The organism is Anaerovorax sp. IOR16 (assembly GCF_017168145.1).
GTDB lineage: Bacteria > Bacillota > Clostridia > Peptostreptococcales > Anaerovoracaceae > IOR16.
In genome coordinates this window covers 39,753-64,910 of the sequence record NZ_JADQTL010000009.1, presented here as the reverse complement: position 1 = coordinate 64,910, position 25,158 = coordinate 39,753, and the positions used below count along the sequence as shown (strand labels likewise).

General features: G+C 36.4%; 22 protein-coding genes. 9 read left to right on the top strand and 13 right to left on the bottom strand.

Going from position 1 to position 25,158, the window contains the following annotated elements; translation table 11 throughout:
* Nucleotides 1-63 precede the first annotated feature (63 nt).
* Nucleotides 64-1,200 (bottom strand): lytic transglycosylase domain-containing protein, encoded by a 1,137-nt coding sequence (locus I2490_RS03870; protein WP_206458472.1) that lies wholly within the window; start codon nucleotides 1,198-1,200, stop codon nucleotides 64-66.
* Nucleotides 1,201-1,610: 410 nt separating this feature from the next.
* On the opposite strand from I2490_RS03870, the gene I2490_RS03865 reads away from it, so the two are divergent.
* From I2490_RS03865 to I2490_RS03850, 4 genes are all read left to right on the top strand, one after another.
* Nucleotides 1,611-2,393, top strand: coding sequence for a threonine/serine exporter family protein (locus tag I2490_RS03865; RefSeq protein WP_206458471.1), 783 nt, complete (start codon nucleotides 1,611-1,613; stop codon nucleotides 2,391-2,393).
* Complete coding sequence (locus I2490_RS03860) at nucleotides 2,393-2,875, top strand: threonine/serine exporter family protein (protein WP_206458470.1); 483 nt, start codon at nucleotides 2,393-2,395, stop codon at nucleotides 2,873-2,875. Before I2490_RS03865 ends, I2490_RS03860 begins: the two co-directional genes overlap by 1 nt.
* Before the next feature lie 194 nt (nucleotides 2,876-3,069).
* The gene (locus tag I2490_RS03855) at nucleotides 3,070-5,655 is read left to right on the top strand and encodes a heavy metal translocating P-type ATPase (protein ID WP_206458469.1); all 2,586 of its coding nucleotides are present in this window, start codon (nucleotides 3,070-3,072) and stop codon (nucleotides 5,653-5,655) included.
* A gap of 13 nt (nucleotides 5,656-5,668) precedes the next feature.
* Nucleotides 5,669-5,941, top strand: a complete 273-nt coding sequence (locus I2490_RS03850; RefSeq protein ID WP_206458468.1) for a metal-sensing transcriptional repressor — start codon at nucleotides 5,669-5,671, stop codon at nucleotides 5,939-5,941.
* 102 nt (nucleotides 5,942-6,043) lie between these two features.
* On the opposite strand, the gene I2490_RS03845 is transcribed toward I2490_RS03850, so the two are convergent.
* Nucleotides 6,044-7,069, bottom strand: a complete 1,026-nt coding sequence (locus I2490_RS03845) for a DmpA family aminopeptidase (RefSeq protein ID WP_206458467.1) — start codon at nucleotides 7,067-7,069, stop codon at nucleotides 6,044-6,046.
* A 400-nt stretch (nucleotides 7,070-7,469) separates the two neighbouring features.
* Between I2490_RS03845 and I2490_RS03840 the strand changes: the two genes are divergently transcribed.
* Both I2490_RS03840 and I2490_RS03835 read left to right on the top strand, forming a co-directional pair.
* Nucleotides 7,470-9,482 carry a sigma-54 interaction domain-containing protein gene (locus I2490_RS03840; protein WP_206458466.1) on the top strand — a complete coding sequence of 671 codons (2,013 nt, stop codon included), beginning with the start codon at nucleotides 7,470-7,472 and terminating at the stop codon, nucleotides 9,480-9,482.
* 71 nt (nucleotides 9,483-9,553) lie between these two features.
* Nucleotides 9,554-11,053, top strand: a complete 1,500-nt coding sequence (locus I2490_RS03835; protein WP_206458465.1) for an alanine/glycine:cation symporter family protein — start codon at nucleotides 9,554-9,556, stop codon at nucleotides 11,051-11,053.
* 40 nt (nucleotides 11,054-11,093) lie between these two features.
* Here the strand turns inward: I2490_RS03835 and I2490_RS03830 are convergent, their stop codons facing one another.
* Nucleotides 11,094-11,897, bottom strand: a complete 804-nt coding sequence (locus tag I2490_RS03830) for a M55 family metallopeptidase (protein ID WP_206458464.1) — start codon at nucleotides 11,895-11,897, stop codon at nucleotides 11,094-11,096.
* A 245-nt stretch (nucleotides 11,898-12,142) separates the two neighbouring features.
* Here I2490_RS03830 and I2490_RS03825 point away from each other — a divergent pair, with 245 nt between their 5' ends.
* Both I2490_RS03825 and I2490_RS03820 read left to right on the top strand, forming a co-directional pair.
* Nucleotides 12,143-12,697, top strand: coding sequence for an RNA polymerase sigma factor (locus I2490_RS03825; protein ID WP_206458463.1), 555 nt, complete (start codon nucleotides 12,143-12,145; stop codon nucleotides 12,695-12,697).
* A complete protein-coding gene (locus I2490_RS03820) occupies nucleotides 12,694-13,836 on the top strand; it encodes a DUF4179 domain-containing protein (protein WP_206458462.1) in 1,143 nt (380 codons plus the stop codon). Before I2490_RS03825 ends, I2490_RS03820 begins: the two co-directional genes overlap by 4 nt.
* 38 nt (nucleotides 13,837-13,874) lie before the next feature.
* On the opposite strand, the gene I2490_RS03815 is transcribed toward I2490_RS03820, so the two are convergent.
* The 9 genes from I2490_RS03815 to I2490_RS03775 form a co-directional block, all read right to left on the bottom strand.
* The gene (locus I2490_RS03815) at nucleotides 13,875-14,864 is read right to left on the bottom strand and encodes an ADP-ribosylglycohydrolase family protein (RefSeq protein ID WP_206458461.1); all 990 of its coding nucleotides are present in this window, start codon (nucleotides 14,862-14,864) and stop codon (nucleotides 13,875-13,877) included.
* 30 nt (nucleotides 14,865-14,894) lie between these two features.
* Entirely contained in the window at nucleotides 14,895-15,818 is a 924-nt protein-coding gene (locus I2490_RS03810) for a carbohydrate kinase family protein (protein WP_206458460.1), read from the bottom strand.
* On the bottom strand, nucleotides 15,815-16,912 hold the full coding sequence (locus tag I2490_RS03805) for an ABC transporter ATP-binding protein (protein ID WP_206458459.1): 1,098 nt from the start codon (nucleotides 16,910-16,912) through the stop codon (nucleotides 15,815-15,817). The genes I2490_RS03810 and I2490_RS03805 overlap by 4 nt, the downstream gene beginning before the upstream one ends.
* Entirely contained in the window at nucleotides 16,912-17,709 is a 798-nt protein-coding gene (locus tag I2490_RS03800) for an ABC transporter permease (protein WP_206458458.1), read from the bottom strand. The genes I2490_RS03805 and I2490_RS03800 overlap by 1 nt, the downstream gene beginning before the upstream one ends.
* Nucleotides 17,706-18,524, bottom strand: coding sequence for an ABC transporter permease (locus I2490_RS03795; RefSeq protein WP_245157082.1), 819 nt, complete (start codon nucleotides 18,522-18,524; stop codon nucleotides 17,706-17,708). Before I2490_RS03795 ends, I2490_RS03800 begins: the two co-directional genes overlap by 4 nt.
* Nucleotides 18,525-18,714: 190 nt before the next feature.
* Nucleotides 18,715-19,797, bottom strand: coding sequence for an ABC transporter substrate-binding protein (locus tag I2490_RS03790; RefSeq protein WP_245157081.1), 1,083 nt, complete (start codon nucleotides 19,795-19,797; stop codon nucleotides 18,715-18,717).
* A gap of 159 nt (nucleotides 19,798-19,956) precedes the next feature.
* Nucleotides 19,957-20,682 (bottom strand): ZIP family metal transporter, encoded by a 726-nt coding sequence (locus I2490_RS03785; protein WP_206458456.1) that lies wholly within the window; start codon nucleotides 20,680-20,682, stop codon nucleotides 19,957-19,959.
* Between the two features lie 56 nt (nucleotides 20,683-20,738).
* Nucleotides 20,739-21,920, bottom strand: a complete 1,182-nt coding sequence (locus I2490_RS03780) for a cation diffusion facilitator family transporter (protein WP_206458455.1) — start codon at nucleotides 21,918-21,920, stop codon at nucleotides 20,739-20,741.
* An 84-nt stretch (nucleotides 21,921-22,004) separates the two neighbouring features.
* Nucleotides 22,005-22,496 (bottom strand): flavin reductase family protein, encoded by a 492-nt coding sequence (locus I2490_RS03775; protein ID WP_206458454.1) that lies wholly within the window; start codon nucleotides 22,494-22,496, stop codon nucleotides 22,005-22,007.
* A 337-nt stretch (nucleotides 22,497-22,833) separates the two neighbouring features.
* Here I2490_RS03775 and I2490_RS03770 point away from each other — a divergent pair, with 337 nt between their 5' ends.
* On the top strand, nucleotides 22,834-24,276 hold the full coding sequence (locus I2490_RS03770) for a histidine kinase N-terminal 7TM domain-containing diguanylate cyclase (protein WP_206458453.1): 1,443 nt from the start codon (nucleotides 22,834-22,836) through the stop codon (nucleotides 24,274-24,276).
* Nucleotides 24,277-24,453: 177 nt separating this feature from the next.
* Here I2490_RS03770 and I2490_RS03765 read toward each other — a convergent pair whose 3' ends face one another.
* Nucleotides 24,454-25,149, bottom strand: coding sequence for a V-type ATP synthase subunit D (locus I2490_RS03765; protein ID WP_206458452.1), 696 nt, complete (start codon nucleotides 25,147-25,149; stop codon nucleotides 24,454-24,456).
* Nucleotides 25,150-25,158: the final 9 nt, after the last annotated feature.

The window sequence follows — 25,158 nt, the reverse complement described above, 5'->3', positions numbered from 1 at the left end:
AGCGATTACTGACAGCGTTTTTCTTAATTTCTATATGCTATATGCTTTTTGTTTACTTTTCTTTTATTTTCCGGTTCCGTATCCGCCGCTTGACAAATAATATTTTAAATTGCTTTGCGTACCTAGAATTTTAGCTGCATACCGTGTGGAATAGCTTCCGCGATTTACGGCTACTGATCCTTGGTTGTAAGCGGATAATGCTTTCGTTACATTTCCACCGTAAGCATCGATTCTTTCCTTTAAATATTTGGCTCCGAATTCAATGTTTACATGAGGGTCCAAAAGCTGTGTGGAACTAATTCCATATCTGGCTGCGGTAGATGGCATAATTTGCATCATCCCCAACGAACCACTTCTGGATTTTGCTGATGAATTAAAGGTACTTTCCCGATGTGCAACTGCGATAAGCAGACTTTGATCCACACCATAGATGTTGGCCTCATGTTGAAATAAAAAGACCAATCTCTGTGCCTTATTCGTGGTATAACTACCATTATACTTCTTAATATAATTTACCAGGCCCCGATTGTATCTTGAGCGAGGTTCATTAAAAAAGGATTTGGCTTTTACACCTTCTTTTGTGCTGATATAAATGCCTGTATACGAATCAAAATATACATCCCATCCGAATAAACCATTGCTTGTGATTGCAGTAACCGGAATATACGGTACCGTTCCCTTTATTAGAACTGGCATCCCTTTTAGGTCAACCTGCTTTGCTTCAAGTTTTGGTAATTCAATCACCGTTTCCTGATCCGACTGTACTTCTTCATCCGAGACTGCCTCCTGCTCAATGTCTTCTGGCTCATCTACAGTCGTTTCTTTCGCAGCTTCATACGCAATCACCGAAACGTTACTCACAATTTCTGTTTTAACGTCCTGCTTATTGTTCTTCATCCATCTCTGAGAGAGATTGGTTTGCGTAGGTTCTGCTTTCCAAAGTTTCAATGTGCGGCTTTCCATGTCCAATTCAATCTTTAAACCAAGAATCTTACCCATCTCTGCATTTAGCGGCAAATAGGTTGAATCCTTATAAAGAAAGAATGGATCATCCATTTGATAGTTTATAATTTGTTGTCCGTTAATTGAAATGTCCTTAATGAAAAAATCTCCTCGAACATTATCTCCAGCATATATAGAAATTGATGAGAAAAGTAAGATTGTCAACGAAAGCCACACAGATATAAGCTTCTTTGCCATATCTATTTCTCCTCTCTTTCCTGTGTTCATTTACAACTAAACACTTAGTTATTATACCATAACAAGGAAAAAAGTATACACTTTTTTGCCATTTCTTTCTCAATAGACACATCAAACGTTTAAATTTCAACAACTGTACTATTGAAAAAAAAATATTATTCTGCCTTTATTATTTCCTTATTATGTATATACTGTATGCGAATTCCACAAAAAATGTGTCGTCGAAAAAAAAGGTATTAAATCGAAATTAAAAGCATTTTTAAGAGAAACTCTGTGTTAAAATGAATCAAAATGAAAGTAATTTCATCAAATGAATTTCATAAAGTTGATTCATTTAAATGAAATCGATGCATGATAAAATATATGATAAAATACAATAAAAGGTAAATTTAAATAGTAAAGGGGTCCCTATGATTAACCAAGTTCAAAAAAAAATATTAATTTTGGCTTTATTTGCCGGAGAAATTATGTTAAAAAGCGGTGCTGAAATTTATCGAGTGGAAGATACCGTAACTCGTATCTGTAAGGCTTGCAATATTCCTTATGCTGAAGTATTCGCCACAACAACGGGCATCTTTGTTTCAGTCGACGAAGGATCGGAACACAGTGATATGCATACCTTTTTAAAACGAATTCGAAACAACAGCATTGATTTGGAAAAAATATCTAAGATTAATCAGTTTTCTAGAACCTTTGCAACAACCGATCTCTCAATTGATGAGGGTATGGACTTATTAAAGGAAATCAACCACTCATCACAGTTTGCATTTTTATGGAGAGTTCTTGGAGCCGGAATGATCGCTTCCTTTTTTACAGTAATGCTGGGCGGTCGTTTATTGGATTTTATCGCTTCCTTTGCCATCGGTGTTCTCACCTATTTTGTTACCATTCTTTTGGAGCGTTTGGAATTAAATCTTTTTATCAAAGATTTTTGCTCCTGTGCTTTGGTTGCCTTTTTAGCACTGTTATTTGTCGGAATCGGACTTGGTCACAGCACTCACTTAATCATCATCGGTTCCATTATGATATTTCTTCCGGGAGTATCCATTACAAACGCGGTTCGGGATTCTCTGACGGGTGATTTAGTCTCAGGACTTTCTAGAGCTATGGAAGCCATCTTAGTTGCCGTCGCCATTGCTGCCGGAGTTGGGCTTGTTTTAAAAATATTCGGTGCGTTTGGAGGTGTCTATTAATGCTATTGCAATTTTTCTATGCGTTCGCCTCTACCGCCGGATTCTGTCTGATTTTCAATGTACCACGAAGGCATATGATCAGTGCTTCTACTGTTGGTGCATTGGGGTGGACAGCATTCCAATATGCTCTGTTTATCGGTCACGGAAATGTCGCGGCTTGCTTTTTCGGTTCGTGTGTCGTAGCCTTACTCAGCGACATTTGCTCCAGAGTATTTAAAGATGCAACTACACTTTTTATCATTCCCGGAATCCTTCCTCTGGTACCCGGTGCCGGTATGTACAATACCATGCTCGCCTTCCTTGACAGCAATTTTGAAAAAATGACAAAGATTGGTTCAGAAACCATCCTTATGGCCGGATCAATTGCAGTTGCTTTACTTATGGTTGCCTCGCTCATTAAAGCTATTGTTACAATAAAACGAGGATTCTTTGACTTATTTAGGAAACGTAAAAATTTGAAAAACATCAATTCCGAGCAATAAATAAAAACTTTCCGCAAATAGATTTTAAAATCGTCACTAAAAAATTAGCAGTGGCGATTTTTTTCGTTCAAATCAAGGTACTGAATTCGTATTAATTTTAAACGCTTGAAGATACTATAATTGACAAAGAAAATAAAAATGTTATGTTTATACTATACCCCCGGGGGGTATAAACTTGTCGGGAGGATAAATTTATGAAACAAAAATTTGATATCACAGGTATGACCTGTTCTGCCTGTTCCACACGAGTGGAAAAAAATATAAATAAATTAGATGGTATAAATGTTGCCAATGTAAACTTGCTTACAAATACTATGCAAGTAGAATATGATGAAAATCAATTAAATGAGGAAGCCATCATCAATGCCGTAAAACATGCAGGCTATGGTGCTTCCATCCATCAAACAGCTGGACAATCAAATACCCCTGCAAAGAATCAAACATCCGCCTCAGATGTCATGGAAGATCAAATGCGTTTTATGAAAAAACGGCTATGGGTTTCCTTTCTATTTTTGATACCTCTGCTTTATGTGTCCATGGGCTCTATGATAGGTGCACCCCTACCGGGCTTTCTTACTGGCATTGAGAATGGAGTCGCTTATGCACTGACGCAGTTTTTACTTTGTTTGCCGATTGTATATATAAACCGTAAATACTATGAAGTTGGGTTCAAAACCTTATTCCACGGTGCTCCGAATATGGATAGTCTCATCGCAATTGGATCGGGTGCTGCCTTAGTGTATGGTATATTTGCCATCTATCGTATCGGTTATGGTCTGGGCATCCAAGATTATGAACTAGCTCACCAGTATCACATGGATCTGTATTTTGAATCAGCAGCTACAATTCTGGCTCTGATCACTCTAGGTAAATATTTGGAAACGCGTTCCAAAGGAAAAACCAGTGAAGCCATTACGAAGCTTATGGACTTAGCACCCAAAACCGCTCTTATCGAACGGGATGGTATTGAAATAGAAATACCAATTGAAGAAGTTATTGTAGGTGATATTCTTTTGGTGAAACCGGGTTCCAGCGTTCCTGCCGATGGCGTTATAATTGAAGGTTCATCCAGTCTAGACGAATCCGCCCTAACCGGAGAAAGTATTCCCGTTGAAAAGAAAGCGGGAGATCCTATTACGGCTGCTACAATTAACAAGGCTGGCTTTTTAAAATGTAGAGCAACAAAGGTTGGTAACGATACCACATTAGCACAAATCATTGCCTTAGTAGAAGAGGCCAGTGCTAGCAAAGCGCCTATCGCAAATATGGCAGATAAAATTACCGGTATTTTTGTTCCAACTGTAATCGCAATCTCAATTGTTTCTACGATAGTATGGTTAATGCTTGGTGCAACATTTGAATTCGCACTTTCCATTGGTATTGCCGTTTTGGTTATATCTTGTCCTTGTGCCTTGGGACTTGCTACACCGGTTGCTATCATGGTTGGTACCGGAAAAGGTGCACAAAACGGTATTTTAATCAAATCAGGTGAAGCATTGGAAACCGCACATAATATAAAAACCGTTGTGCTTGATAAAACCGGAACAATCACTGAAGGAAAGCCTCAGGTTACTGATATTCTTCCTTTCAGTCATGATAAAAACTTTACTCATATCTCTTTGCTTCAGCTAGCTGCAAGTTTGGAAAAACAAAGCGAGCATCCTCTTGCCGAAGCCATTTTGGAGGAGGCAAAGCAAAAACAGATCAAACCTACCTCCGTGACTGATTTTACAGCGATTTTCGGACGTGGAGTAAAAGGATATATTGATAACACCTTATACTTTGCAGGAAATACAGCACTCTTAAAAGAAAACAACATTAATTTGAGTTCTTATGAAGCTAAAGTTGACCAGCTTGCTCATGAAGGAAAAACACCATTATTGTTTGCATCGGAAAAGGAATTATTAGGTATCATCGCCGTAGCCGATGTCGTAAAGCCGACAAGCAAACGTGCCATTTCTGCTTTCAAAGAACTTGGAATTCATGTTGTCATGCTGACAGGCGACAATAAAAAAACAGCCGAAGCCATTCAAAATCAACTTGATATCCCAACCGTCATCGCAGAAGTTTTGCCGCAGGATAAAGAAAAAGAAATCACGGCTTTGCAAAGCAAAGGACATAATGTAGCAATGATTGGTGACGGCATCAACGACGCACCTGCCCTTGCAAGAGCTGATATCGGTATTGCAATCGGTGCAGGAACCGATGTCGCAATTGAAAGTGCAGATATTGTCTTAATGAAAAATGATTTGCTCGATGCTGTAACAGCTATCAAACTAAGCAAAGCAGTAATTAGGAATATTAAACAAAATTTATTTTGGGCCTTCTTTTACAATAGCATCGGCATTCCGCTGGCAGCTGGAGTATTATATGGCCTTTATGAATTAAAGTTAAATCCGATGTTTGCAGCATTTGCCATGAGTCTAAGCAGTGTTTGCGTCGTAAGCAACGCCTTACGTTTAAAACTATTTAAAGCAGATCACGCTCCCGTCTCAGAACAATCCAAAACATCGAGAATAATACAATCAACATCAACCATTACTGATAATACAAAAGAAGGAGAGAAAAAAATGATTAAAATGAACATTGAAGGTATGTCCTGCAGCCATTGCAGTAATCGTGTAACGGAGGTACTCAACGCAATCGATGGAGTAGAAGCGAAGGTAAGCCTGGCAAAGCAATGTGCAACAGTTACCCTTTCTAAGGATGTAAGTCAAGATACTTTAAAAAAAGCAGTTGAAGATGCAGGCTATTATGTAGCCTCCATCGAAGAAGAATAATAAAGGAGTTTCTATGAAAGCGGATAAAAACTCTGTCACTCGCTTGCTCAAAACGGCGAAAGGTCAGCTGGAAGGAATTCTAAAGATGGTAGAGGAAGACCGCTATTGTGTCGATATTTCCAATCAAATTCTCGCAACACAAGCCATCTTGAACAAGGCCAACAAAGAAATTCTTCGAAGTCATATTAAATGCTGTGTCAAAAATGCATTGGAAAGTGACAATGAAACAGAGAAAGATAAAAAAATTGAAGAGATGCTGACTCTTCTAGATAAAATGGGTAAATAAATTTACTCGTTCATGATTTTTAATATACACAAAAGCCGCAAAGTAAAACACTGCGGCTTTTGTATTTCAGCAAGAATAACACGGCAACTTAATTTCCATTTTTTATTGGCGTAAAAAATCCTGCAGTCCAATTGCAGTTGTGTTTCTGATTCCGGTAATTGTTTCTGCATGATAAAGTGCACTTACAATTGATTCTTCTACTGCTTCAACAGTAGCCTCAAAAACCATATCAATATTTTCATCGTAAAACATTTTAAAATTCATTATATTTCTATCACTGTAATGAGGAAGTCTGTTGGCAGTCGTAAAAGCAATCGCAATATCTCCGCTGCCATTTCCACAGTATGAGCCTGTCCTTGCGAGAGATATTGTAGCTCTTTTTGCCACTCTCTTTAATTGCCGTTCTGAAAGTGGTATATCAGTAGCAATTATAATTATAATCGAACCCTGATCTTTCTTATTATTTGAGCATGCATTTGTATCATAATGCTTACCCCCGATTACGAGGTTGCCTGCTTCTCCGAAATTCGCCATTACCAATGCACCAATTGTATACTCAGTATCATCAATTTTTACAAGTCTTGATGAAGAACCAATACCACCTTTTAAGCCTAGACAGCACATCCCAGTTCCTCCGCCTACAGCACCTTCATCAAATATAATATCAGCTTTATCAATTGCTTCATAAACATGCTTTTCTTCTACATGAAATCCCCGAATATCATTTAATCTACCATCGTTGCATTCGGTAATAAGACAGTTTACAGTTCCGGTTTTCACTCCGATATCCGGATTTTTCTTTAACATATATTTTGATAAAGCAGTAAAAGCAGTACCAATACTTAATGTATTTGTAAGTATTATTGGTGTTTCAATTGTACCAAGCTCTTCAATTTGGATAATCCCGATACTTTTACCGAAGCCGTTGATTATCGAGGCACCCGCCATTACCTTATCTAGAAAAATATTTCCTGAGTGCGGTAAAAGAGCAGTTACTCCAGTATTGATATTCTTATCTTTTATAGTAATATGACCTACTTTAACCCCTGAAACGTCTGTTATTAAATTATATTTTCCATGTGCCCATTTGGAAAATAAATTCAATCTACTATTGTTTGGTATTCCCATCCTATACACTCTCCTTAATTAGCACCTCATAAAATCATTAAATTCAATCCACCATAGGAAAAACGAATGCGCTTTGAAAAAGTTGAGTTATTCATATAACAAATCATTTTCGATGTAAAATATATGCATATTTTATGCCATCATAGAGTGATGGTCTTATTTTTCATAGTAGAAACGGTTGAAACGAGAGTTCCTATTTTCTTTCTATAATTGTACATGATATATTCACTTTACTTTGAAAGAGCAAATCCTTACCGTTAGTTCATCAAATAATACGATATTACACTTAAGAAAAATTAAATTAATCTTATTTAATAGGATTAAATATTGAATAATTCTGAATTTTATGATTCATCATGATATAATTATTTATTAAATTAAAATAAATTTGAGGTGTAAGATGAAAAAAATCGAAGTTGTCTATAGAAATCGTTTCAATATGGATGCAATTCTTTATCTGGAAGGAATTCTTAAAAAAATATTTGAGGAATATGTAGAGATTGAAAATTGTTTTGTTGATGAGCTTTCAAATGATTCACAGGTTAATGCCGATGCTTATATTGTAATTGATAAAAAATTATTACCAGAATTAAAAAAACATATGTTTATTTTTAAAAATGCAGTAATAATGACAAGAAGTGCCAGAAAAGAACATTTGCCTAAAATCCTAAAAATACCAAAAAATACAGACGTCCTGATCGTAAATGATACATTACAAAGCGCTGAAGAAATGGTATATATGTTTTATGAACTTGGGATAGGGCATGTTAATTTTATACCCTATGATGAAAAGCTTGAAATGGAAGGCTTTTATGACAAGATTGAATATGCAATCACGCCAAATGAACCTCAACTGGTACCAAAGCATATTAAAAATGTTATTAACACAGGATATAGAGAAATTGGATTTGATACGCTTCTTCAAACAATGAATATTCTGGATTTGAATAATGAGCGTGTAAATTACAATCTTATAAGGCATATTTCCAGCATTATAGAACCTTTAAAGGATTTTCAGATAAATTATTTTGATAGTTATTTGAAAGAACAAATGCTGAATGAATATGTATATGATTCAGATTCATCTATTTTTGTCATAGACTCTGAGAGTCGTGTCGTATATTTTAACAAAAAAGCTAAGAAAATATTTGGTTTTAATCAAAATTCATCAGCACCTGTTGAGCATTATGTTTCAGATGAAATAAGAAATGAAATATCAAAACCGGAAAATATTTCTAAGCAAATGGTTTCCATAGACGGACTAAACTATATTATGAATAAAGTATCCTTAGTTGCAGCAGAACAAAAACTTGGTTACTTTGTTACTTTACAGGATGAAATCGTCATTAAAGATATGGAAACCAGTCTAAATAGGAAACTTAAAGAGAGGGGTTTGTTTGCCAAATATAATTTCAATAGCATTATCTACGCATCTTCTACAATGAAACAAAGTATTGACTTAGCCAAAAAAGCGGCATTGACTGATTATACTATACTGATCAGTGGTGAAAGCGGTACAGGAAAAGAGCTTTTTGCGCAATCAATACACAACTATTCTGAAAGAAGCAACATGCCTTTTGTTGGTGTAAATTGTGCTGCATTACCTGAGTCGCTGTTAGAATCTGAGTTGTTCGGATATGAAGAGGGTGCTTTCACAGGAGCAAGAAAAAAAGGAAAATTAGGGTACTTCGAGCAAGCCAATAAAGGTACAATTTTTCTTGATGAAATAGGCGATATTTCTCCGAAATTACAGTCCGGATTGCTACGCGTTCTGCAAGAGAGACAAATTATGAGGATTGGCAGCGATAAAGTAATTGATATTGATGTAAGAATAATCGCAGCAACCAATAAGGACTTACTTCAGGAGGTAAAAAAGGAAAACTTTAGAAATGATTTGTATTATAGATTAAATGTACTTCAAATCTTAGTACCGCCACTGCGAAACAGAAAGGAAGATATTCTTTTGATTTTTGAAGAATTCACGGGAAAGGATTATAGAAATGTCAGTTCCTCGGATAAAAAGAGAATTTTAAATTATGATTGGCCCGGAAATGTACGAGAGTTAGAAAGCTGTGCCTTGTACTATAAAATGTTGAAAAAATTACCTCCATTATTCGAAGGAAGCACTATGCTTGTTGAAAATCGTAAAGAAATTCTTAAGAATGGGGTAATTTCTATTAATGAAGTAAAGGAACAAATATTAAAATTGTTAATGGATAATAATGAAATCGGACATGGACTGGGTAGAACGGAATTAGTACGAATGTTGAAAATGTCTTATATGAATGTAAGTGATGTAAAATTGAGAAAAATTTTGTCAGATATGCAGAAAGAAGGCTTAGTTGATATTGGAATAGGAAGACAGGGTACCCGAATTACCGAAAAAGGGTTACAAAAATTAATAGTAAAATAAAATTTGGTATGAATATTGCACATTGTTATTAATGTGAAACGATTCTATATTCCAATAAGAAAGGAGAAACTATGAATTTTTTAATCTATTTTACAAACGACATTATTTGGGGCCCGTGGTTATTAATTATAATTGCCGGTGTAGGTATTATTGCGACGGTAGCTTCAAAAGGCTTTCAGTTCAGATACTTGGGATATATTCTGAAAAATACCTTCGGCAAACTAGTGCGAGGTTCCAGAAAAACCAATGAGGAACAGGATAATTCCGCAGGACAACTTTCGCCATTCCAAGCCATTTCAATGGCCATCGGAGGTGCCGTAGGTACAGGAAACATCGGTGGTGTTGCAACAGCAATTGCGGTTGGAGGACCAGGTGCAATTGTATGGATGTTTATCGCATCACTCCTTGGCATGATAACAAAAATGATGGAAGTTACACTTGCGGTGCATTACAGAAAGAAAAACATAAATGGAGATTTTTATGGTGGTCCTACTTATTATATGCAGGAAGGATTAGGCAAAGAAAAACATTTTAAACTCTGGTTCATACCAGCTTTGGTTTTTGGGTTAGGCTTGCTTATAACTGTATTTCTTACTATGACTACATATAACGTTGCAGATGCAATGTACTCAACAACCCAATTTGGCAGTTTGGTTTCTTGGGGATGGTTTTATTCCATATCCACATTTATCGTAATCATATTTGGTATAAAAGGTGTTGCAAGAGTTGCAGAAAAATGTGTCCCTTTTATGTGTTTGTTCTATGTAATATCTGGTATTATCGTTATCTTACTTAATCTTAGCTCCTTACCTTCCGCTATTGCTCTTATTTTTAAAAGTGCCTTTAATCCTACTGCTGCTGTGGGTGGATTCTCAGGTGCAACGGTAGCACTTTGCTTAAACACTGGGTTTAAAAGAGCATTATATAGCAATGAAGCTGGGTGGGGTACTTCACCAATGATTCATGCTTCCGCCAAGGTCGATCATCCAATTAAACAAGGTATGTGGGGAGCTTTTGAAGTATTTGTTGATACATGCATTGTATGTACGATCACTGGGCTTGTCATTGTTATTACAGGTGTGTGGGATTGCGGACTTGCCGGTGCATCTCTTACTCTATTGGCATTCGAATCTGGTATTGGTAGTTTCGGAAGATGGATCATTGCTATTTCAGTATTTTTATTTGCTTTTTCAACAACTGGCGGCTGGTGGGTGTACAACGAAATTCTGTTAAAGCATCTTCTGGGCGAAAGAGTTAAATTAATAAATTTCTTTCTATGGATATTAAAAATTGTATATCCATTTGCAGGAATTGTTGTTTGCTATATGGTAGTTGCGAATCCATCTCTTGCAAGTGGAGACATCTGGGTTATTGCAGATATTGGATCAGGACTTCCTACATGGATGAACTTGATTTGTCTGGTTTTCTTAGTACCTAAATTTATTCAGTTATTAAATGACTATAAAGCAAAATATATGGGAATTGGAAAAGTTGACCCGAATTTCAGAATATTTTACAATAAGGATGACGCTCCCGTATTAAAGAATACAGAATTTAAAAAAGCAGAATAATCATAAAGGCAGACAGCTCTTTCGCTGTCTGCCTTGTATTTTATCCCATTATATATTCCCTCATTATGTTTAATTCCATAGGGTTCTTGGCTATATATCGTACAGTATTGCTATCCAGTTTTTCTACCCCAGGCATAGCAAGGGCATTCCTTACAGGCTGATGTGATTTTAAGCATACTTCAAGAATCAGTTCATCTGGAATATCTTTCGGAGGAATATCCTCAGATATTGCTTTTGAAACTCCCTTATATATCAGATCACAAGAAGTTTCAGGATGAATATTAAAGGTAGAATTTCCTTTGCATTTCTTAACTGCAACTGTATTGATTTTCGGTACTTCTTTTTTTGCCAAATCACATATCGCTTGATCCCCACTTAAAAAAATAGTAGGAACTCCATATTCTGCGGCAAAATTACTATTTATAGTAAATTCTGAAGCTAATTCACCATTAATTTTTATGTAATTTACCTTGTCTCTATTTATGGTATGTGCAAGAGGACTGCCATCCGATCCAGCAGGAGCATGATAGCCAATGCAAATGAGTCCCGCGTATTTCTCATCAATACCGGCAACCATGGAACCGGGGTGACATGCCCATCCACGCATCAGCATGGTGTCTTTAGGAAGTTTAGCATGGTCTAAATTACGCGCTGAATCATGACCATCACGGACAACAACGCAGTGACCAGCATCAAGAATCGCTCTGCATGCCGCAGAAACCTCATTTATCATTTGCGCGCGTGCTTCTTCATAACCGTCACCGCCTTCTTGGGTTTCGCACCATGAAGTAACATCTGTTATACCTTCGATATCTGCACTGATATAAAATGTTTTTTGTTCCATATTCTAACCTCCTGTATTTGCTATTCAACTTATTATAGAATGATTTAACGATTGTTACAATGAAAGTAAAAATATAAATAAAACATTGGTGTATAATAGAGTAAAATATTCATAAATTTTTTAAATTCTCTGAGTGAAAATACGTTTTGCGTCGAATGTACTATTGAAGAATTCTTCATTGTCATATCAGCTGGCAAGATATATAGACTGATAAATTTAAAAAATATAGTTATAACGAGGTTAATATGAATGATCAACAATTATTGCTGCTTCTCCAAAATTCTCCTTCTAAAGGACTTGCAAAAGCCATCGATGAATATGGGGATTCTGTCCATTGGATTGTATGCAAGATAATAGGTTTAAATAATTCGGAAGATATCGAAGAATGCGTTTCAGATGTTTTTGTTCGTCTATGGCAAAGCATTGACCGTTTTGATATAAAGAACGGTGTTCCATTAAAAAGCTACCTGTATGGCATTGCTCGTCATACAGCTTTAGACTATCGAAAAAAACACCAAAAGGATACGCTTTCGATTCCACTGGAGGAAGACAGTCTTTCTTTGGAAATGGATTTTACCGATGAACTCTCAAAAAAGACAAATACTGCAATTTTGCATGAAGTAATTGAAAATTTGCCGCCACCTGACCAAGAAATTTTTATCCGTCGTTACTTTTTTGAAGAACGTATAAAAACAATTGCCAGCACATTGCAATTAACGGAGAAGATGGTGGAAAACAAGTTGTATAGGGGAAAAATAAGCTTAAAGAAACAATTAATCGAGAGGGGATTTATTATATGAATAAACTGACTGATTTAATCGGGAATTGGCAGCCTGACGAAAAAATAATAGATGAAATGATGCAAGAAGAGCAAGAAAAAAACGGTACTGCAGGATTGAATGAAGGGGAAAAAACAGATTTACTAAACAAAGTATTAGAAAAAGCAAATATTCCAAATCCGGACACATATTTAGATGATTCATTCGAAACGACTGCCGAAAAAAATCACGTAAAACAAAGCAGTGTACCAACTATAGAATTAAAAAATGGCAGAATAAGAAAACGCCGTCTGCTGCCGGCAATTTTAGTTGCAATTTTAACTATGGCGACCATATCCTTTGCCGCAGTAACAACTATGATTGATCCTGCTTTTCTTACGTACCTAAAGCCGTCTTATCAAGAGCAAATCGATGCCATTCAAAATTCCGCTATATTACTCGGACAAGAAGACAGGGATAACGGATACACAATAAGAGCACGTCAGGCCATAGGAGATAAAAACATGGTCTATGTCTTATTTGATCTTATTGCTGAGGATGAAAATGTATTAAATCTTCCATATTACGGATTTTCTTCTTATGATGTAAAACTAAAAGATAACTTTACCCCGTTTCATACCGGTATGGGCTACTCTTTCTCAGAAATGGAGGATGAGAATCCAAATGATAATGTTCGTACGTTCCTTTTAGAATTAAGCAGTAATCAAAGTCTCTTAAAGAAAAACCTTCAAATTCAATTTGAAAATATCTGCACTTACCTTGAAACTGAGCCTTACGAAGAAACTTTGGTAAGTGGTAAATGGGAGCTAAATATTCCTTTGGATTATAAGGATGCCTCCATTACCACTCACCCATTGAAGAAAATCTCACTTGCAGGCTCAGGAAAGAATGCATTGGTCACTACCTTAAGAATTTCCCCAATTTCCATCACCATTAACGCAAAGGGGAAGGGAGTTTCCTTGTATGATTCTGCACCACAGACAGAACCGATACAAAATGAAATTGAAATTACATTAAAAGACGGAAGTAAAGTGGGTTATAACTCCTCGGGAACACATAGCGATGGAATCACATTCACAAAGGATCAATCGTTCTCAAAAATTATTGATCTGCGTGAAATTGAGTCCATCCGTTATATGGGAGCTGAACTTTGGCATTAAGCTTTAGTATCTTGGATTAAGGCTCAAATTTGAGCCTTTTAATTAACCAATAACAACTTTTTAGCTGTCGCTTTAAAATCAACGTGAGAAGTTTCTTCCACTCTCTTTTTCCATGCATCCGGAAGCGCAGATGCTCCGGAATAAGCACCGCACAGGTTTCCACAGATAGCTCCATTTGTATCCGCATCATCTCCGGCATTAATGGCTGCTAAAATGCCGTCCTTCGCATTTCCGTCAACGGCATAGAATACACCAAAAGCAATGGCTACGGATTCATAAACCTGCATACTCGCTCCAAAGATACCAACGAGTTCATCCAAAACCGCGGAAAATCCTTTTTCGCGGTTTTCGTCTACCAGTCTCTTAGCAAGGCGAATGCGGCGAGATACACTCGGTGCTGTGATATCATAACCAACAGATTCGCCGTATTCGGCAGCTTCAGCGGCAATGTCCATAATCTCGCCGGGTGTTTTTCCACCTTGGATTCCGGCAGCACAGGCGGCCGCTACCGCACAGGCCGCAGCCACCGCAGGGGCGCTTCCGTGACTCGGCACGGAAGACTGTGCTGCCGCTAGTCTGCACTGTTCCAAATCCGCATGATACCGAATTCCAATCGGCGCAACCCGCATTGCACTTCCATTCGTTGCGCTTTCCTTTGCTCCTTCCTCCGGATCTCTTCCTTCTACCAGTGCTGTTAAGAACCTTCTTGTAGAAGGTCCAATCACTGTACTTTCCAACATTTTATTCTCAATCGCCCATTCCTTCATTGCACGTTCAAATTCCACTTTATCAAAACAGCCCTTTTCAATCAAAAGATTTGCAATGATTACACTTTCCTGCGTATCGTCTGTAATTTCTCCTGCATGGAGTGTCCCATGGTAACTCTGCGTTTCCAATTCCGGTTCAATAAAATCCTCAATATATCCATATGTTTTCTTAATTTTTTCTCTTGTAAAAAAGGATGCAGGCATTCCCATGGCATCGCCAATGGCCCCTCCTACTAAGCAACCGTAAGCTCGATCTAACATTATTTGTCCTTCCTTCCTTGCTTTTATTCCTTATAAATAATCCTGTAATTCTTTTGGTAAATCCGCAATAGAAAATCGTCCATGTGGTCCCGAAATCAATACTGTTTTTGCCGCACAAGCTGAAGCAATCTGCGCTGCCATAGAAAGCGGTATTTTTTTTGCCAGGCAATGTGCCAATGCTCCTGCAAAGCTGTCTCCGGCTCCGGTCGTATCAACTGGTTTTACAGCTTGTGCCATGTACTGAAATTCACTATTTTCATGATATACGGCTCCCCCCTGCTTTCCATTCTTTAAAAATACCGTTTTCCCTTGCTTCGCAAGATTGCTTGCCCACTTCTTAACGTCCTGATTATGAGATAAAAATAAGCCTTCTGTTTCATTTGGCGTCAATATATCCGCCAATTGCATCATAACAGCCAATGCTTCTGACTCAATTTTATCAACCAAAGGACTCGGATCGAACAGGATAGGAATATTTTTTTGTTTGAGTTCCCTCATAAAGTCTAACAAGACTTCCGTTTCCGTTTCCCCTTCCAGTAAATAATATCCGGTCAGTGCTGCAAACTCGATGTTCTCTAAAACCTCATCCGGTACCAAATCACGGTAAAAGTTGATTTCACAGCCTTTTGCGGTTAAAAACGTTCGTTCTCCATCCGGTTCGATGAATGCCATACAATACCCTGTCTGTCCATTTTTGTATTTTATACAGTCACAAGGAAGCTCATTTTCTTCCATATAACGATGAAGCCGCTTCCCCCATTCATCCTTTCCGAGAGCAGAGACCACATACGGCTTTCCTCCCAGATTTTTTATCGTGACTGCCATATTGAGTGTGCAACCGCCTTCTTGATCAAAACTCTGATTAATATAACCATCCTGTCCTCTTTGAGGCAAGGCATCAATTTCATAAAATCGATCAAGAAGCAATCCGCCTAGTAACAAGACTTGGCTCATTTCTGCTCCTCCATTCTCATACACGAAGTACTCTCCCAACTTAAATGAACCTTATCTCCAACTTTTATTTCCTCCGGTTTCCCTTGGTTCTGAACCTCAGCTAAAACGGTCTTTCCATTGCAGTCGATTGTATATGTGGAAAGGTTTCCACTGTATGTGATAAATTGTACGGTTCCGATTAACCCCAACTCATTTCTTAACTGGGTTGCAGACTCATCCTTCGCTTCTAATTTCTTTACATGCAGCTTCTCCGGTCGAATGGCATAAACAGCATCCTTGCCTGCTTCACTGACTTCGTTTACATTTAATTGACTCGTACCACATGACATCTCCAAAGTTACAGTATTCTTATCTGCCTCAACAACTCTTCCTTCAAAGAAATTAACCTTACCCAAAAATCCTGCAACAAATGAATTTTTCGGATGCTCATATACCTCATATGGTTTGCCCATTTGTTCCACTCTTCCACGATTCATAACAACAATCCAATCAGATAACGTCATTGCTTCCTCTTGATCGTGCGTAACAAATAAGGTTGTAATCCCTGTTTTCTCCAAAATTCCTCGAAGCTCTACCTGCATTTCTACACGAAGCTTTTTATCAAGGGCACTTAAACATTCATCCAAAAGAAGTACACTTGGTTCTGTAACTAAAGCACGTGCAAGTGCAACACGCTGCTGCTGACCGCCGGAAAGCTGCTTTGGCTTACGCATTCCATAATCCGAAAGCTTAACAAGATTCAAAATAGCATCCACCTTTTTTTTGATTTCGTCTTTACCGAGCTTTCTCTGTTCCAAGCCATAAGCAACATTTTGCCACACTGTCATATGCGGAAACAATGCATAGCTTTGAAATACCATGCCAATGTTTCTCTTATGCACAGGAATATCATTGATGCGTTCTTCTCCAATATATATTTCTCCTTCATTGGCTTGTTCAAATCCGGCAATTAGACGAAGCGTTGTCGTCTTCCCACAGCCGGAAGAGCCTAAAAGAGACACTAAAGTTCCATCTGGAATTTCCAAATTCAATTGATCTAATACTGTTAAATCTCCAAATTGTTTCGTTAAATTTTTTATCGCAACATTTGCCATTATGCTTTCCCTCCGTTAAAAATACTTTTTAGACTCGATCCCATGATTGCTCCGACCACAGCAAGACATACAAGGGAGATGCCGATAATGAGAGTCGATACTGCATTGATTTCCGGCGTGAAACCAAATTTAATGGAAGATTGTATTTCAATCGGAAGTGTGGTAATTCCAGCCGGTATTAAAAAGTAACTGATTACAAAGTTATCAAAACTCATCATAAAGGATAAAAATCCTCCTGCTACCATTGCCGGTGCAAGCATCGGCAGTGTAATTCTACGAAATGTCGTAAGTGCATTTGCTCCAAGCGATGCACTTGCTTCATCCAATGCCGAATCCAGTGCCTGTATTCTTGCCTGCAAAACCAAAACCGAATATGGCAGAGAAATGATAATGTGTCCTGCAAATACAAAAAACATATTTTTATCCATTTGAAATGCTCGAATCATTAATAACAAGGAAAGCCCCATAATCAACCAAGGAATTGAAAGCGGCATTACCATCATAGAAGAAAACAATCCCTTCCATTTTCCGGAAATAACTTGACTTCCAAGCACAAATAAAGTACCAAGAATCACACAGCAAATACCTGTAACAAATGCAATATACAAAGAATTGTTCATTGCTGTCATTAACGTTGTATTATCCTTTAATGCTTCATACCATTTTAAACTAAAAACAAACGGCAAAGTGTTATAACGCGATTCATTAAAACTCATTAGCATTAAAACAAAAATAGGTGTATATAAAAATAGCAAAATTCCTAAAATATATAATTTTGAAAGTGCCCCATTTTTCATTGTTTCTCACCTCCCATACGATGAATCAAAGCCATAGCAACTAGTACCATAGCAAACAACAGAAATGCAATGGCAGCACCAAAATTCCATCCATATATTTCAAAGAATTGGTCTTCAATGACATTGCCTATAAACATACCATCAACGCCGCCTAAAATACGCGGTTCTACAAAGCAGCCGAGGCATGGCACAAAAACAAGCAGAATGCCGGAAACGACTCCTGACCAGGACATCGGAAGAGTAACGCGGAAAAAAGTAGTCACAGCCGAAGCACCTAAGCTTTTGCTTGCTTCTAAAAGCGCATTATCAATACGTTCCAATGCAATGTAAATAGTAATAACCATATAAGGAAAAAAGATGTGCACCAAGCTGATGACAACAGCCGTTCGAGTATATAAAATCCCCAAACCATCCTGTGCCATTCCAAGTACATTAAGCATCTCCTCCAAAACACCCCCATCCTGTAAAAAAATCAGCCAGGAATAAACACGAACCAGTTGATTCGTAAAAAACGGGATGATAATCAGCATAAGTACAATGTTTCTAATCCCTTTCAACTTTTTTGCCATTATATAAGCAAGTGGATAAGAAATCAATAAACTGATGACGGTAACCGTTAAGCTTGAAATTACCGTTCTGCCTGTAAGTTTTAAATAAAAACTTTTTTCAAAAAAACGCACATAATTTTGAAGTGTAAATCCAACTCCGCTGTCATTTCGAAAGCTGTAAAACAGCATGATGAACAGCGGCGCGACGGCAAAAACCAAAAGCGTTAAAGTGCCCGGAGCCGTAAGCCATTTCTTATAGTTGTTCAACAAAATTCCTCCTTGTAAATGCTCTTGTATTTTTATTTAGTCATTTTATGATTATAAATCATCCTTGTTATAGATTACAAGATTACTTGTTTCATTTTTCATATTTGCGCTCACGTTTTATCTAATAAAAAAGTCTAAGAATATTTCCTAATAGATAAAAAAGGAGAAGCTTTCACTTCTCCCTTCGCTCTTATTTACTGGATTTTACCTCTGTCCAAAGTTCGTTCCAAGTCTGCTTTACCTCATCGGTACGATACTGCATAAAGGTTAAACGGTTTAGAGATGTTTCATCCATTCCGGCACCGGCTGCATATTCCGGATCCAAGGAGTCTGCAGCTTCCTGATTTACCGGTGCAGGGCCGCCATTTACCGCCCAGTTGTATTGGAAGTCACGACTGATCATCCAGTCGATGAATTTATATGCTAATTCTTCGTTCTGACTTCCTTTTGCGATTCCCCAATTATCAACCCAACCGATTGCACCATCTTCCGGTACAACATAAGCGATTGGCTGTCCCTCTTGCTTCATAAAAGCTGCTTGTCCGGACCACATCATTCCAATAGAAATTTGCTCACTTGCAAACAGCTTGGAAAACTCATCTCCGGTTTTCCAATATGTTTTATTTAATTTCTTCTGTTCCAAAAGTTTTGCCTTAATTGCATCCATATCCTTTGGATTATTGGCATCTTGTCCGGTAACCAATGCTGCTGTCATAACCGCATCATTGTAATCGTCACGGAACGTAATTTTTCCTGCATACTGTGGATCAAACAATGCATTTATGCTCGTAGGAGCTTCTTTAATCAAATTTGTATTATATGCAATCGCTGTAGAACCCCATACAAATGGTACAGCATACAGCTTTCCGTCTTTGATGCATTCCGGCTGTTCCTTAAAACGATCAAACATTTTTTCAAAGTTTTCTAATTTTGAGGAATCCACTTCTTTTAAAAGTCCTTCTTCGATTGCTGCAGGAAGTATACTGCAATTCGGCAGGCATACATCAATTTCTCCATCCTTTGCCGTACGAAGCTTAGTTAATAATTCTTCCTCACTTGACATATAAGTATTTACAATTTCACAGTTATTCGCTTCTTCAAATGCAGCGATAAAGTCGGCATCATCAGAACCATAATCTTTCCAGTTTACAACATATAATTTCTGCTTTTCTCCATTTTGATCAGTGTCACTTGTAGACTTTACTCCGCAGCCACTTAGACAGGATACTACCATAGCTCCTGCTAACAGCATCAGTGCAATTCTCTTTTTCATCTTATCCTCCATTTTAACTAGTGATTGGCAAATAGATCCTTTGCCTTCTTTATTATACGTCTTTTTTCTGTTTTTACACAGATCTATTCAAAAATCATACACTGTTCTAGTTAAAATTTCAAGTATTTTACATAAAGCTATATAAGTAATAGTACTTTATTACTGCTTCGTATACATAATAAATAATGCCAATGAGATACCAAATAAAAAAGCAATGTACGAATGGCCTTTTTCACCTTCTTTTACAGCAGGCAAAAGATGAGAGGCTGAAAGATAAATTAAAACTCCTGAAACAACTCCAAGAGCCAATCCAAGAATAGAATTATTAAAATTACTTACAAAAGGATACGCTATAAACGCTCCTACAGGTGTTGTTAATGCAGCTACAAAAAACGCATATATCATCGCTTTTTTTTCATGGAATCCACCTTCGATTAATGCAGTAAAAGTAATGATTCCCTCAGCAAATTCATGAATGACTAATCCAGTACCTGCCAACACTCCTACAAAAGTACTCGCAGTAAAGGTTACAGAATAGATAACTCCATCAATAAAAGAATGTATTCCAATCCCTACTAATGCTGTAATTCCAAACGCCAATTCTGGTTGCTGTGTTTTGTATTTAATATATTTATTACTGAAAAACATAAATATAAAACCAAACAAAGCAGCCAAACCTGCATTAGAATTTTTTGCTATTGCTTGCGGAAATGCCATAATTAAAGGAGATGAAATTAATACTCCTGCAGCGAAGCATATAAAATAGTGCTTTACTTTGATTGCCCATGTCTTGTTTTGATATACGACCCAAATCCCAAAACTATTTACAATCATTGCACAGAGTGCAAAAATCGCAACCCATGTAAATGTACTGAATTCCGACATCTTATCATCTCCCTATTTCTAATAATCCTATTTACAAACATACTATATTTTTTTAATTAAACCCGAATTCCAATCTTTTTCAGTGCTGCATGTGGATTTACTTCATCCGTAAGTATCATCTCAACATTCGAATTCGAAAAGACATAATGCGGCCCTTTACTTCCAAAATCTTTTTTTACTATAACAAAATCAACTAAATTTTTAACCAAATATTCTGCCGCTAGAATGCCTTTACTTTTTTCTACTGTGCTAAAAGGGTTTTGAATCACTTCCATCTTGCGAACCTCTTTGTCTTTTCCATTAATTGTGATTAGCATAAATGACATAGCTTCTCCAAAATGTTCACTAATATGATTCTGATCATCCGTCAAAGGAAAAGCATAAATTAATTCTTCCTTTTGCATTGGTTCATAATGAATAAAAACTTCATGCACATTTTTAATTTCTTCCTGAATTTGTTTTTCTATTTCCTCTGACATGATATGTGCTTTTTTTAAATCATGAGTTTTTATTACTATGTTTGCTTCAATAAATTTAAATCTTCCGGAATTACGTCCAGTTAAAGTCTTTAATTCAATCACTTGAGGAGTTTCTATAATAATTTTTTCTACTTTGCTAAGCGTATCATAATCCAAAGAAGCATCCAAAAGGACTCTTGCGCCATCCTCTAATATCTGAAATCCGGTTCGTACAATAAATCCAACAACAATAATTGCAGCTATTTTATCAACTTGATATCCCATCAAACTAGATATCATTGCAATGAATACCAAGCCGTTGCTTAATACGTCCATATGTATATGAGCCGCATCCGCTAACAATATAGGTGAATTTGTTTTTTGACCAACTTTCTTCTCATATTTTGAAAAACAAAGAGTGATTATGATTGAGAGAAGCAAACTAAGTATTGCATAATTTGAATTTCTAATTACGACAGTATTTGTTGTATCGATTACCTCTAGTAATATTTCATAACCCGTATAAAGAATAATCAATGAAATCAAAACAGATAATAAATTTTCAATTTTGTAAAGTCCATAAGGAAATGCTTTTGTTTTATATTTTGAAATCTTTATTCCTATAAATACAGTCGAAGATGCAACAAAATCTGCGAGAGTATGGAAGGCTTCCGCTTTTAATGCAATACTCCCTGATGCAACGGCCGCCGCATATTTCATAGCGAAAATTATAAGATTTATAATTATCGAACCCAATGCAGTTTTTTCACTAATATCCATGTCTACCACCTATTTGAACCCTTTATCAGTTAATTTCTTTCACCAAAATCACCTCTTTACATAATAGAAAAATTATCATATTTATTAAAGAAACTCTATTTTTGAAAAGTCTATATTGCCTTCGTTATCAAGCAATTGGTTATCTGCATGAACATACTCAATTTTACCGATAAACATTTCATGAGAACCTGTAACAATGGAATCCACTACCTTACATTCAATATTCACAGGACAGTTCGTAAGTATCGGTGCATTTATTTTTTCAGCGTCAGCCATTTTCACTTGCATTGCTTGTAATTTATCTTCATCACGTTTGCTATGACTTCCTAAATAATCAAACGTTTCTTGATATGATTTCTCTACGAGATTCACAACAAAGCATCCCGATTCTTTTATCATTTTATAAGAATATCTTGTTGGAACAATACCTACCATAACCATTGGCGGATCGTAACTGCAATTTCCACAGTACCCGACTGCAAGGACATTGTTTTCTCCATCCAATCCTCTGCAAGATACTAACACTTTAGGCATTGGCTGAAGACAAGATTTCATACTTGCTTTACTCTTTTTCATTTTTCATAATCTCCTTCTTCATTTTTTTAAGATAACATAGAAAACATTTATAGTTTCCGTCATATGTCATTTATATTTCTCATTATATTCCATTTTGGGCATATGTCAATAACTAAATTTGTAAATACCTGCAATATAACGTTTTCCGGTTTAACCTTTCTTATGATAGAAAAGAAACCTTTCGATTCGTAAAGAACTTATAAAGTAAAATAAAAAAGACTACAGATTGGACAAATCCATTGAATTTTAGTAAAATAAAATATACGACTGAAATATCAATACAAGCTATGCTATTCCTAAATTACATAGTAAGACATCGCCTTGAAGGAGTTCTCTAATGAGTAACGTTATTTTAAGTAGTTTGTTAATGGTATCTTCTATTTTACTTTGTATTTTGGCACTCTATGGAATTAAAAACAAAGAAATACCTGGCGCACTATATTTTTCTTTATTAATGCTTGCTATGGCCGTGCATTCTATAGGATACTCATTTGAGTTACAAGGTAATACCATAGAACAAATGTATTATTTCATCCGAATCGAATACATAGGAACTTCCTTTTATCCAACTTTAATTCTTTTATTTGCAAGAGAATATATTGATGAAAAAAAAGTGGCAAACAAATGTGTTCTAACATTACTCTTCATGATTAATGTCTTTACTTTAATTTTTGTAAACACAAATTCTTATCATTTTTTATACTATTCCTCAATTGCTCTTGACTTCTCCCTTGGTTTCCCAATAATGATACTAAATAAGGGAATTTGGTACATTGTACAAACCATAAGTTTATACTTCTCGCTTTTTTATTCTGTCATTTTTTTCTTTATAAGATATAAAAAGTCAACGGGTTATTATCGAAAAAGAATTGCTTTTATGTTAATTGGTACTACAATACCATTTATCACATTTTTTATTTATATGTTAGGAGCAATCTATATTGATGTATCACCATTTTCCTACTTAGTCATGAGCTTATTTATTTTCCATGGGCTTTTGCGATATCATTCCCTTGCTTTTATGCCTGTAACCTATGAAATGATTTTTAATTCCGTCGAAGAAGCCGTAATGGTTATTGATAATGAAAAATTATTGGTTCGATTTAATCCTGCTTCCAAACTATTATTTCCCTCTCTTAATGAAAGAAAACTTGGTGAACCAATTCATTTTGTAACGGAATTACAGGATTATAACTTTGATACAAATCCAAAGATTTATGAGTTTGATAAAAAAATATTATACTTTAAAATTGTAAATATAGGTAATGACAAAGGATATATCTATATGGTAAGTGATATTACAGAAACAGAACAATCCAAAAAGCATTTGGAAATATTGGCAACGAAAGATGCATTAACTGGACTATATAATCGACGATATTTTATGGATAACCTTTATACCGACCATAAAGAGGGTATTTTTGTTATGATTGATATTGATCACTTTAAAAACATCAATGATACCTTTGGCCATATCCAAGGGGATCACGTTTTAATTGATTTCTCAAAACAGCTTATGCAGTCATTTCCCGAACAACCTGTTTATCGTTATGGTGGCGAAGAATTCGCAATGTTCTTTGAGTCAAAAAGTTTGGACAAGGTTTATGAAAAAATAGAAACTTTCCGAAAAGAAATCGAAAAGCAAAATAATAAGATTATTTACACCTTTTCTGCCGGATTAGCACCCTATACAAATGGAAATGTAATAAAAGCGATTAACCAAGCAGACAAGCTCTTATATGAAGGGAAAAAGACGGGAAGAAATCAGATTATGTATTAAAGATATAGTAAATCATATGATAACAAATCTCCTTAGAATTTTTTAGAATAAAATAAAAGAATCTTTATTTGGATTAATTTTTGTCATATTTATTAAAAGCACCATTTGAATTATATATCAAATGGTGCTTTCCTTTTATAACGAGTCTATTTATTTCAGTATCAACTTTTATTAAAACTAGCCCTGCTCTTTAAATTCCTGTAAGGATGCAGCCGTTTCGGCTTGTTTTTGCCTTATTGCCTGTTCCAACATCATGTCTTTTACCTTCATTAAACGTGTCTGGTTTCCTCTTTCGCTTTCATCCAGTTTCATTTTAATATACTTAATGGTCTCTTCCAGCTGTGGAATCATAATATACTCTAAGGCATTTACTCTTCTTCTGGTCTTTTCAATTTCCTGCGCCAAAAGACTAGCTTCCTTCTCCATCGCTGCAAGCTCAAGCATTACAGGGAAAACCTCTGACAAACGAGAAATCGCTTTGTCCAATTCACCTGATGTCGAAGCAAAGCCGTATGGATAGATATTAGTTAAATCATCGGTGGTAGTGGTAAATTCAAATACCGGCACATCCACACTCATTACATTTTTTTCGCCTACCTCAATGGAAACGCCCTGTTTCGGATACATCAATGCTTCCTCCATCATTTGAGAAGACATCACTGCACTGGCAATTGTAAAGTTTCCATAAACCTCTGCCAGCTGTTTTTCCACTTCTTCACGAAGCGACTTGTTTTTTCTCGCAAGCTCCAGAAACCGTTTCATGAGTTCATCTCGTTTATCCTTCATGAGCTTATGTCCGCGAGAAGCCACTGCCAGCTTTTTTTTCAGAGAGGTAAGCACCATTCTGGTGGGGTTTACATTTAATCTTGCCATTCCCCGTCA

Coding starts and splice junctions, on each gene's coding strand:
- I2490_RS03840 (WP_206458466.1), top strand. CDS start 7,470: ATGAAAAAAATCGAAGTTGTCTATAGAAATCGTTTCAATATGGATGCA.
- I2490_RS03785 (WP_206458456.1), bottom strand. CDS start 20,682: ATGTCGGAATTCAGTACATTTACATGGGTTGCGATTTTTGCACTCTGT.
- I2490_RS03825 (WP_206458463.1), top strand. CDS start 12,143: ATGAATGATCAACAATTATTGCTGCTTCTCCAAAATTCTCCTTCTAAA.
- I2490_RS03870 (WP_206458472.1), bottom strand. CDS start 1,200: ATGGCAAAGAAGCTTATATCTGTGTGGCTTTCGTTGACAATCTTACTT.
- I2490_RS03790 (WP_245157081.1), bottom strand. CDS start 19,797: ATGAAAAAGAGAATTGCACTGATGCTGTTAGCAGGAGCTATGGTAGTA.
- I2490_RS03835 (WP_206458465.1), top strand. CDS start 9,554: ATGAATTTTTTAATCTATTTTACAAACGACATTATTTGGGGCCCGTGG.
- I2490_RS03845 (WP_206458467.1), bottom strand. CDS start 7,069: ATGGGAATACCAAACAATAGTAGATTGAATTTATTTTCCAAATGGGCA.
- I2490_RS03770 (WP_206458453.1), top strand. CDS start 22,834: ATGAGTAACGTTATTTTAAGTAGTTTGTTAATGGTATCTTCTATTTTA.
- I2490_RS03860 (WP_206458470.1), top strand. CDS start 2,393: ATGCTATTGCAATTTTTCTATGCGTTCGCCTCTACCGCCGGATTCTGT.
- I2490_RS03850 (WP_206458468.1), top strand. CDS start 5,669: ATGAAAGCGGATAAAAACTCTGTCACTCGCTTGCTCAAAACGGCGAAA.
- I2490_RS03780 (WP_206458455.1), bottom strand. CDS start 21,920: ATGGATATTAGTGAAAAAACTGCATTGGGTTCGATAATTATAAATCTT.
- I2490_RS03820 (WP_206458462.1), top strand. CDS start 12,694: ATGAATAAACTGACTGATTTAATCGGGAATTGGCAGCCTGACGAAAAA.
- I2490_RS03865 (WP_206458471.1), top strand. CDS start 1,611: ATGATTAACCAAGTTCAAAAAAAAATATTAATTTTGGCTTTATTTGCC.
- I2490_RS03765 (WP_206458452.1), bottom strand. CDS start 25,149: ATGGCAAGATTAAATGTAAACCCCACCAGAATGGTGCTTACCTCTCTG.
- I2490_RS03815 (WP_206458461.1), bottom strand. CDS start 14,864: ATGTTAGATCGAGCTTACGGTTGCTTAGTAGGAGGGGCCATTGGCGAT.
- I2490_RS03810 (WP_206458460.1), bottom strand. CDS start 15,818: ATGAGCCAAGTCTTGTTACTAGGCGGATTGCTTCTTGATCGATTTTAT.
- I2490_RS03830 (WP_206458464.1), bottom strand. CDS start 11,897: ATGGAACAAAAAACATTTTATATCAGTGCAGATATCGAAGGTATAACA.
- I2490_RS03855 (WP_206458469.1), top strand. CDS start 3,070: ATGAAACAAAAATTTGATATCACAGGTATGACCTGTTCTGCCTGTTCC.
- I2490_RS03775 (WP_206458454.1), bottom strand. CDS start 22,496: ATGAAAAAGAGTAAAGCAAGTATGAAATCTTGTCTTCAGCCAATGCCT.
- I2490_RS03800 (WP_206458458.1), bottom strand. CDS start 17,709: ATGAAAAATGGGGCACTTTCAAAATTATATATTTTAGGAATTTTGCTA.
- I2490_RS03805 (WP_206458459.1), bottom strand. CDS start 16,912: ATGGCAAATGTTGCGATAAAAAATTTAACGAAACAATTTGGAGATTTA.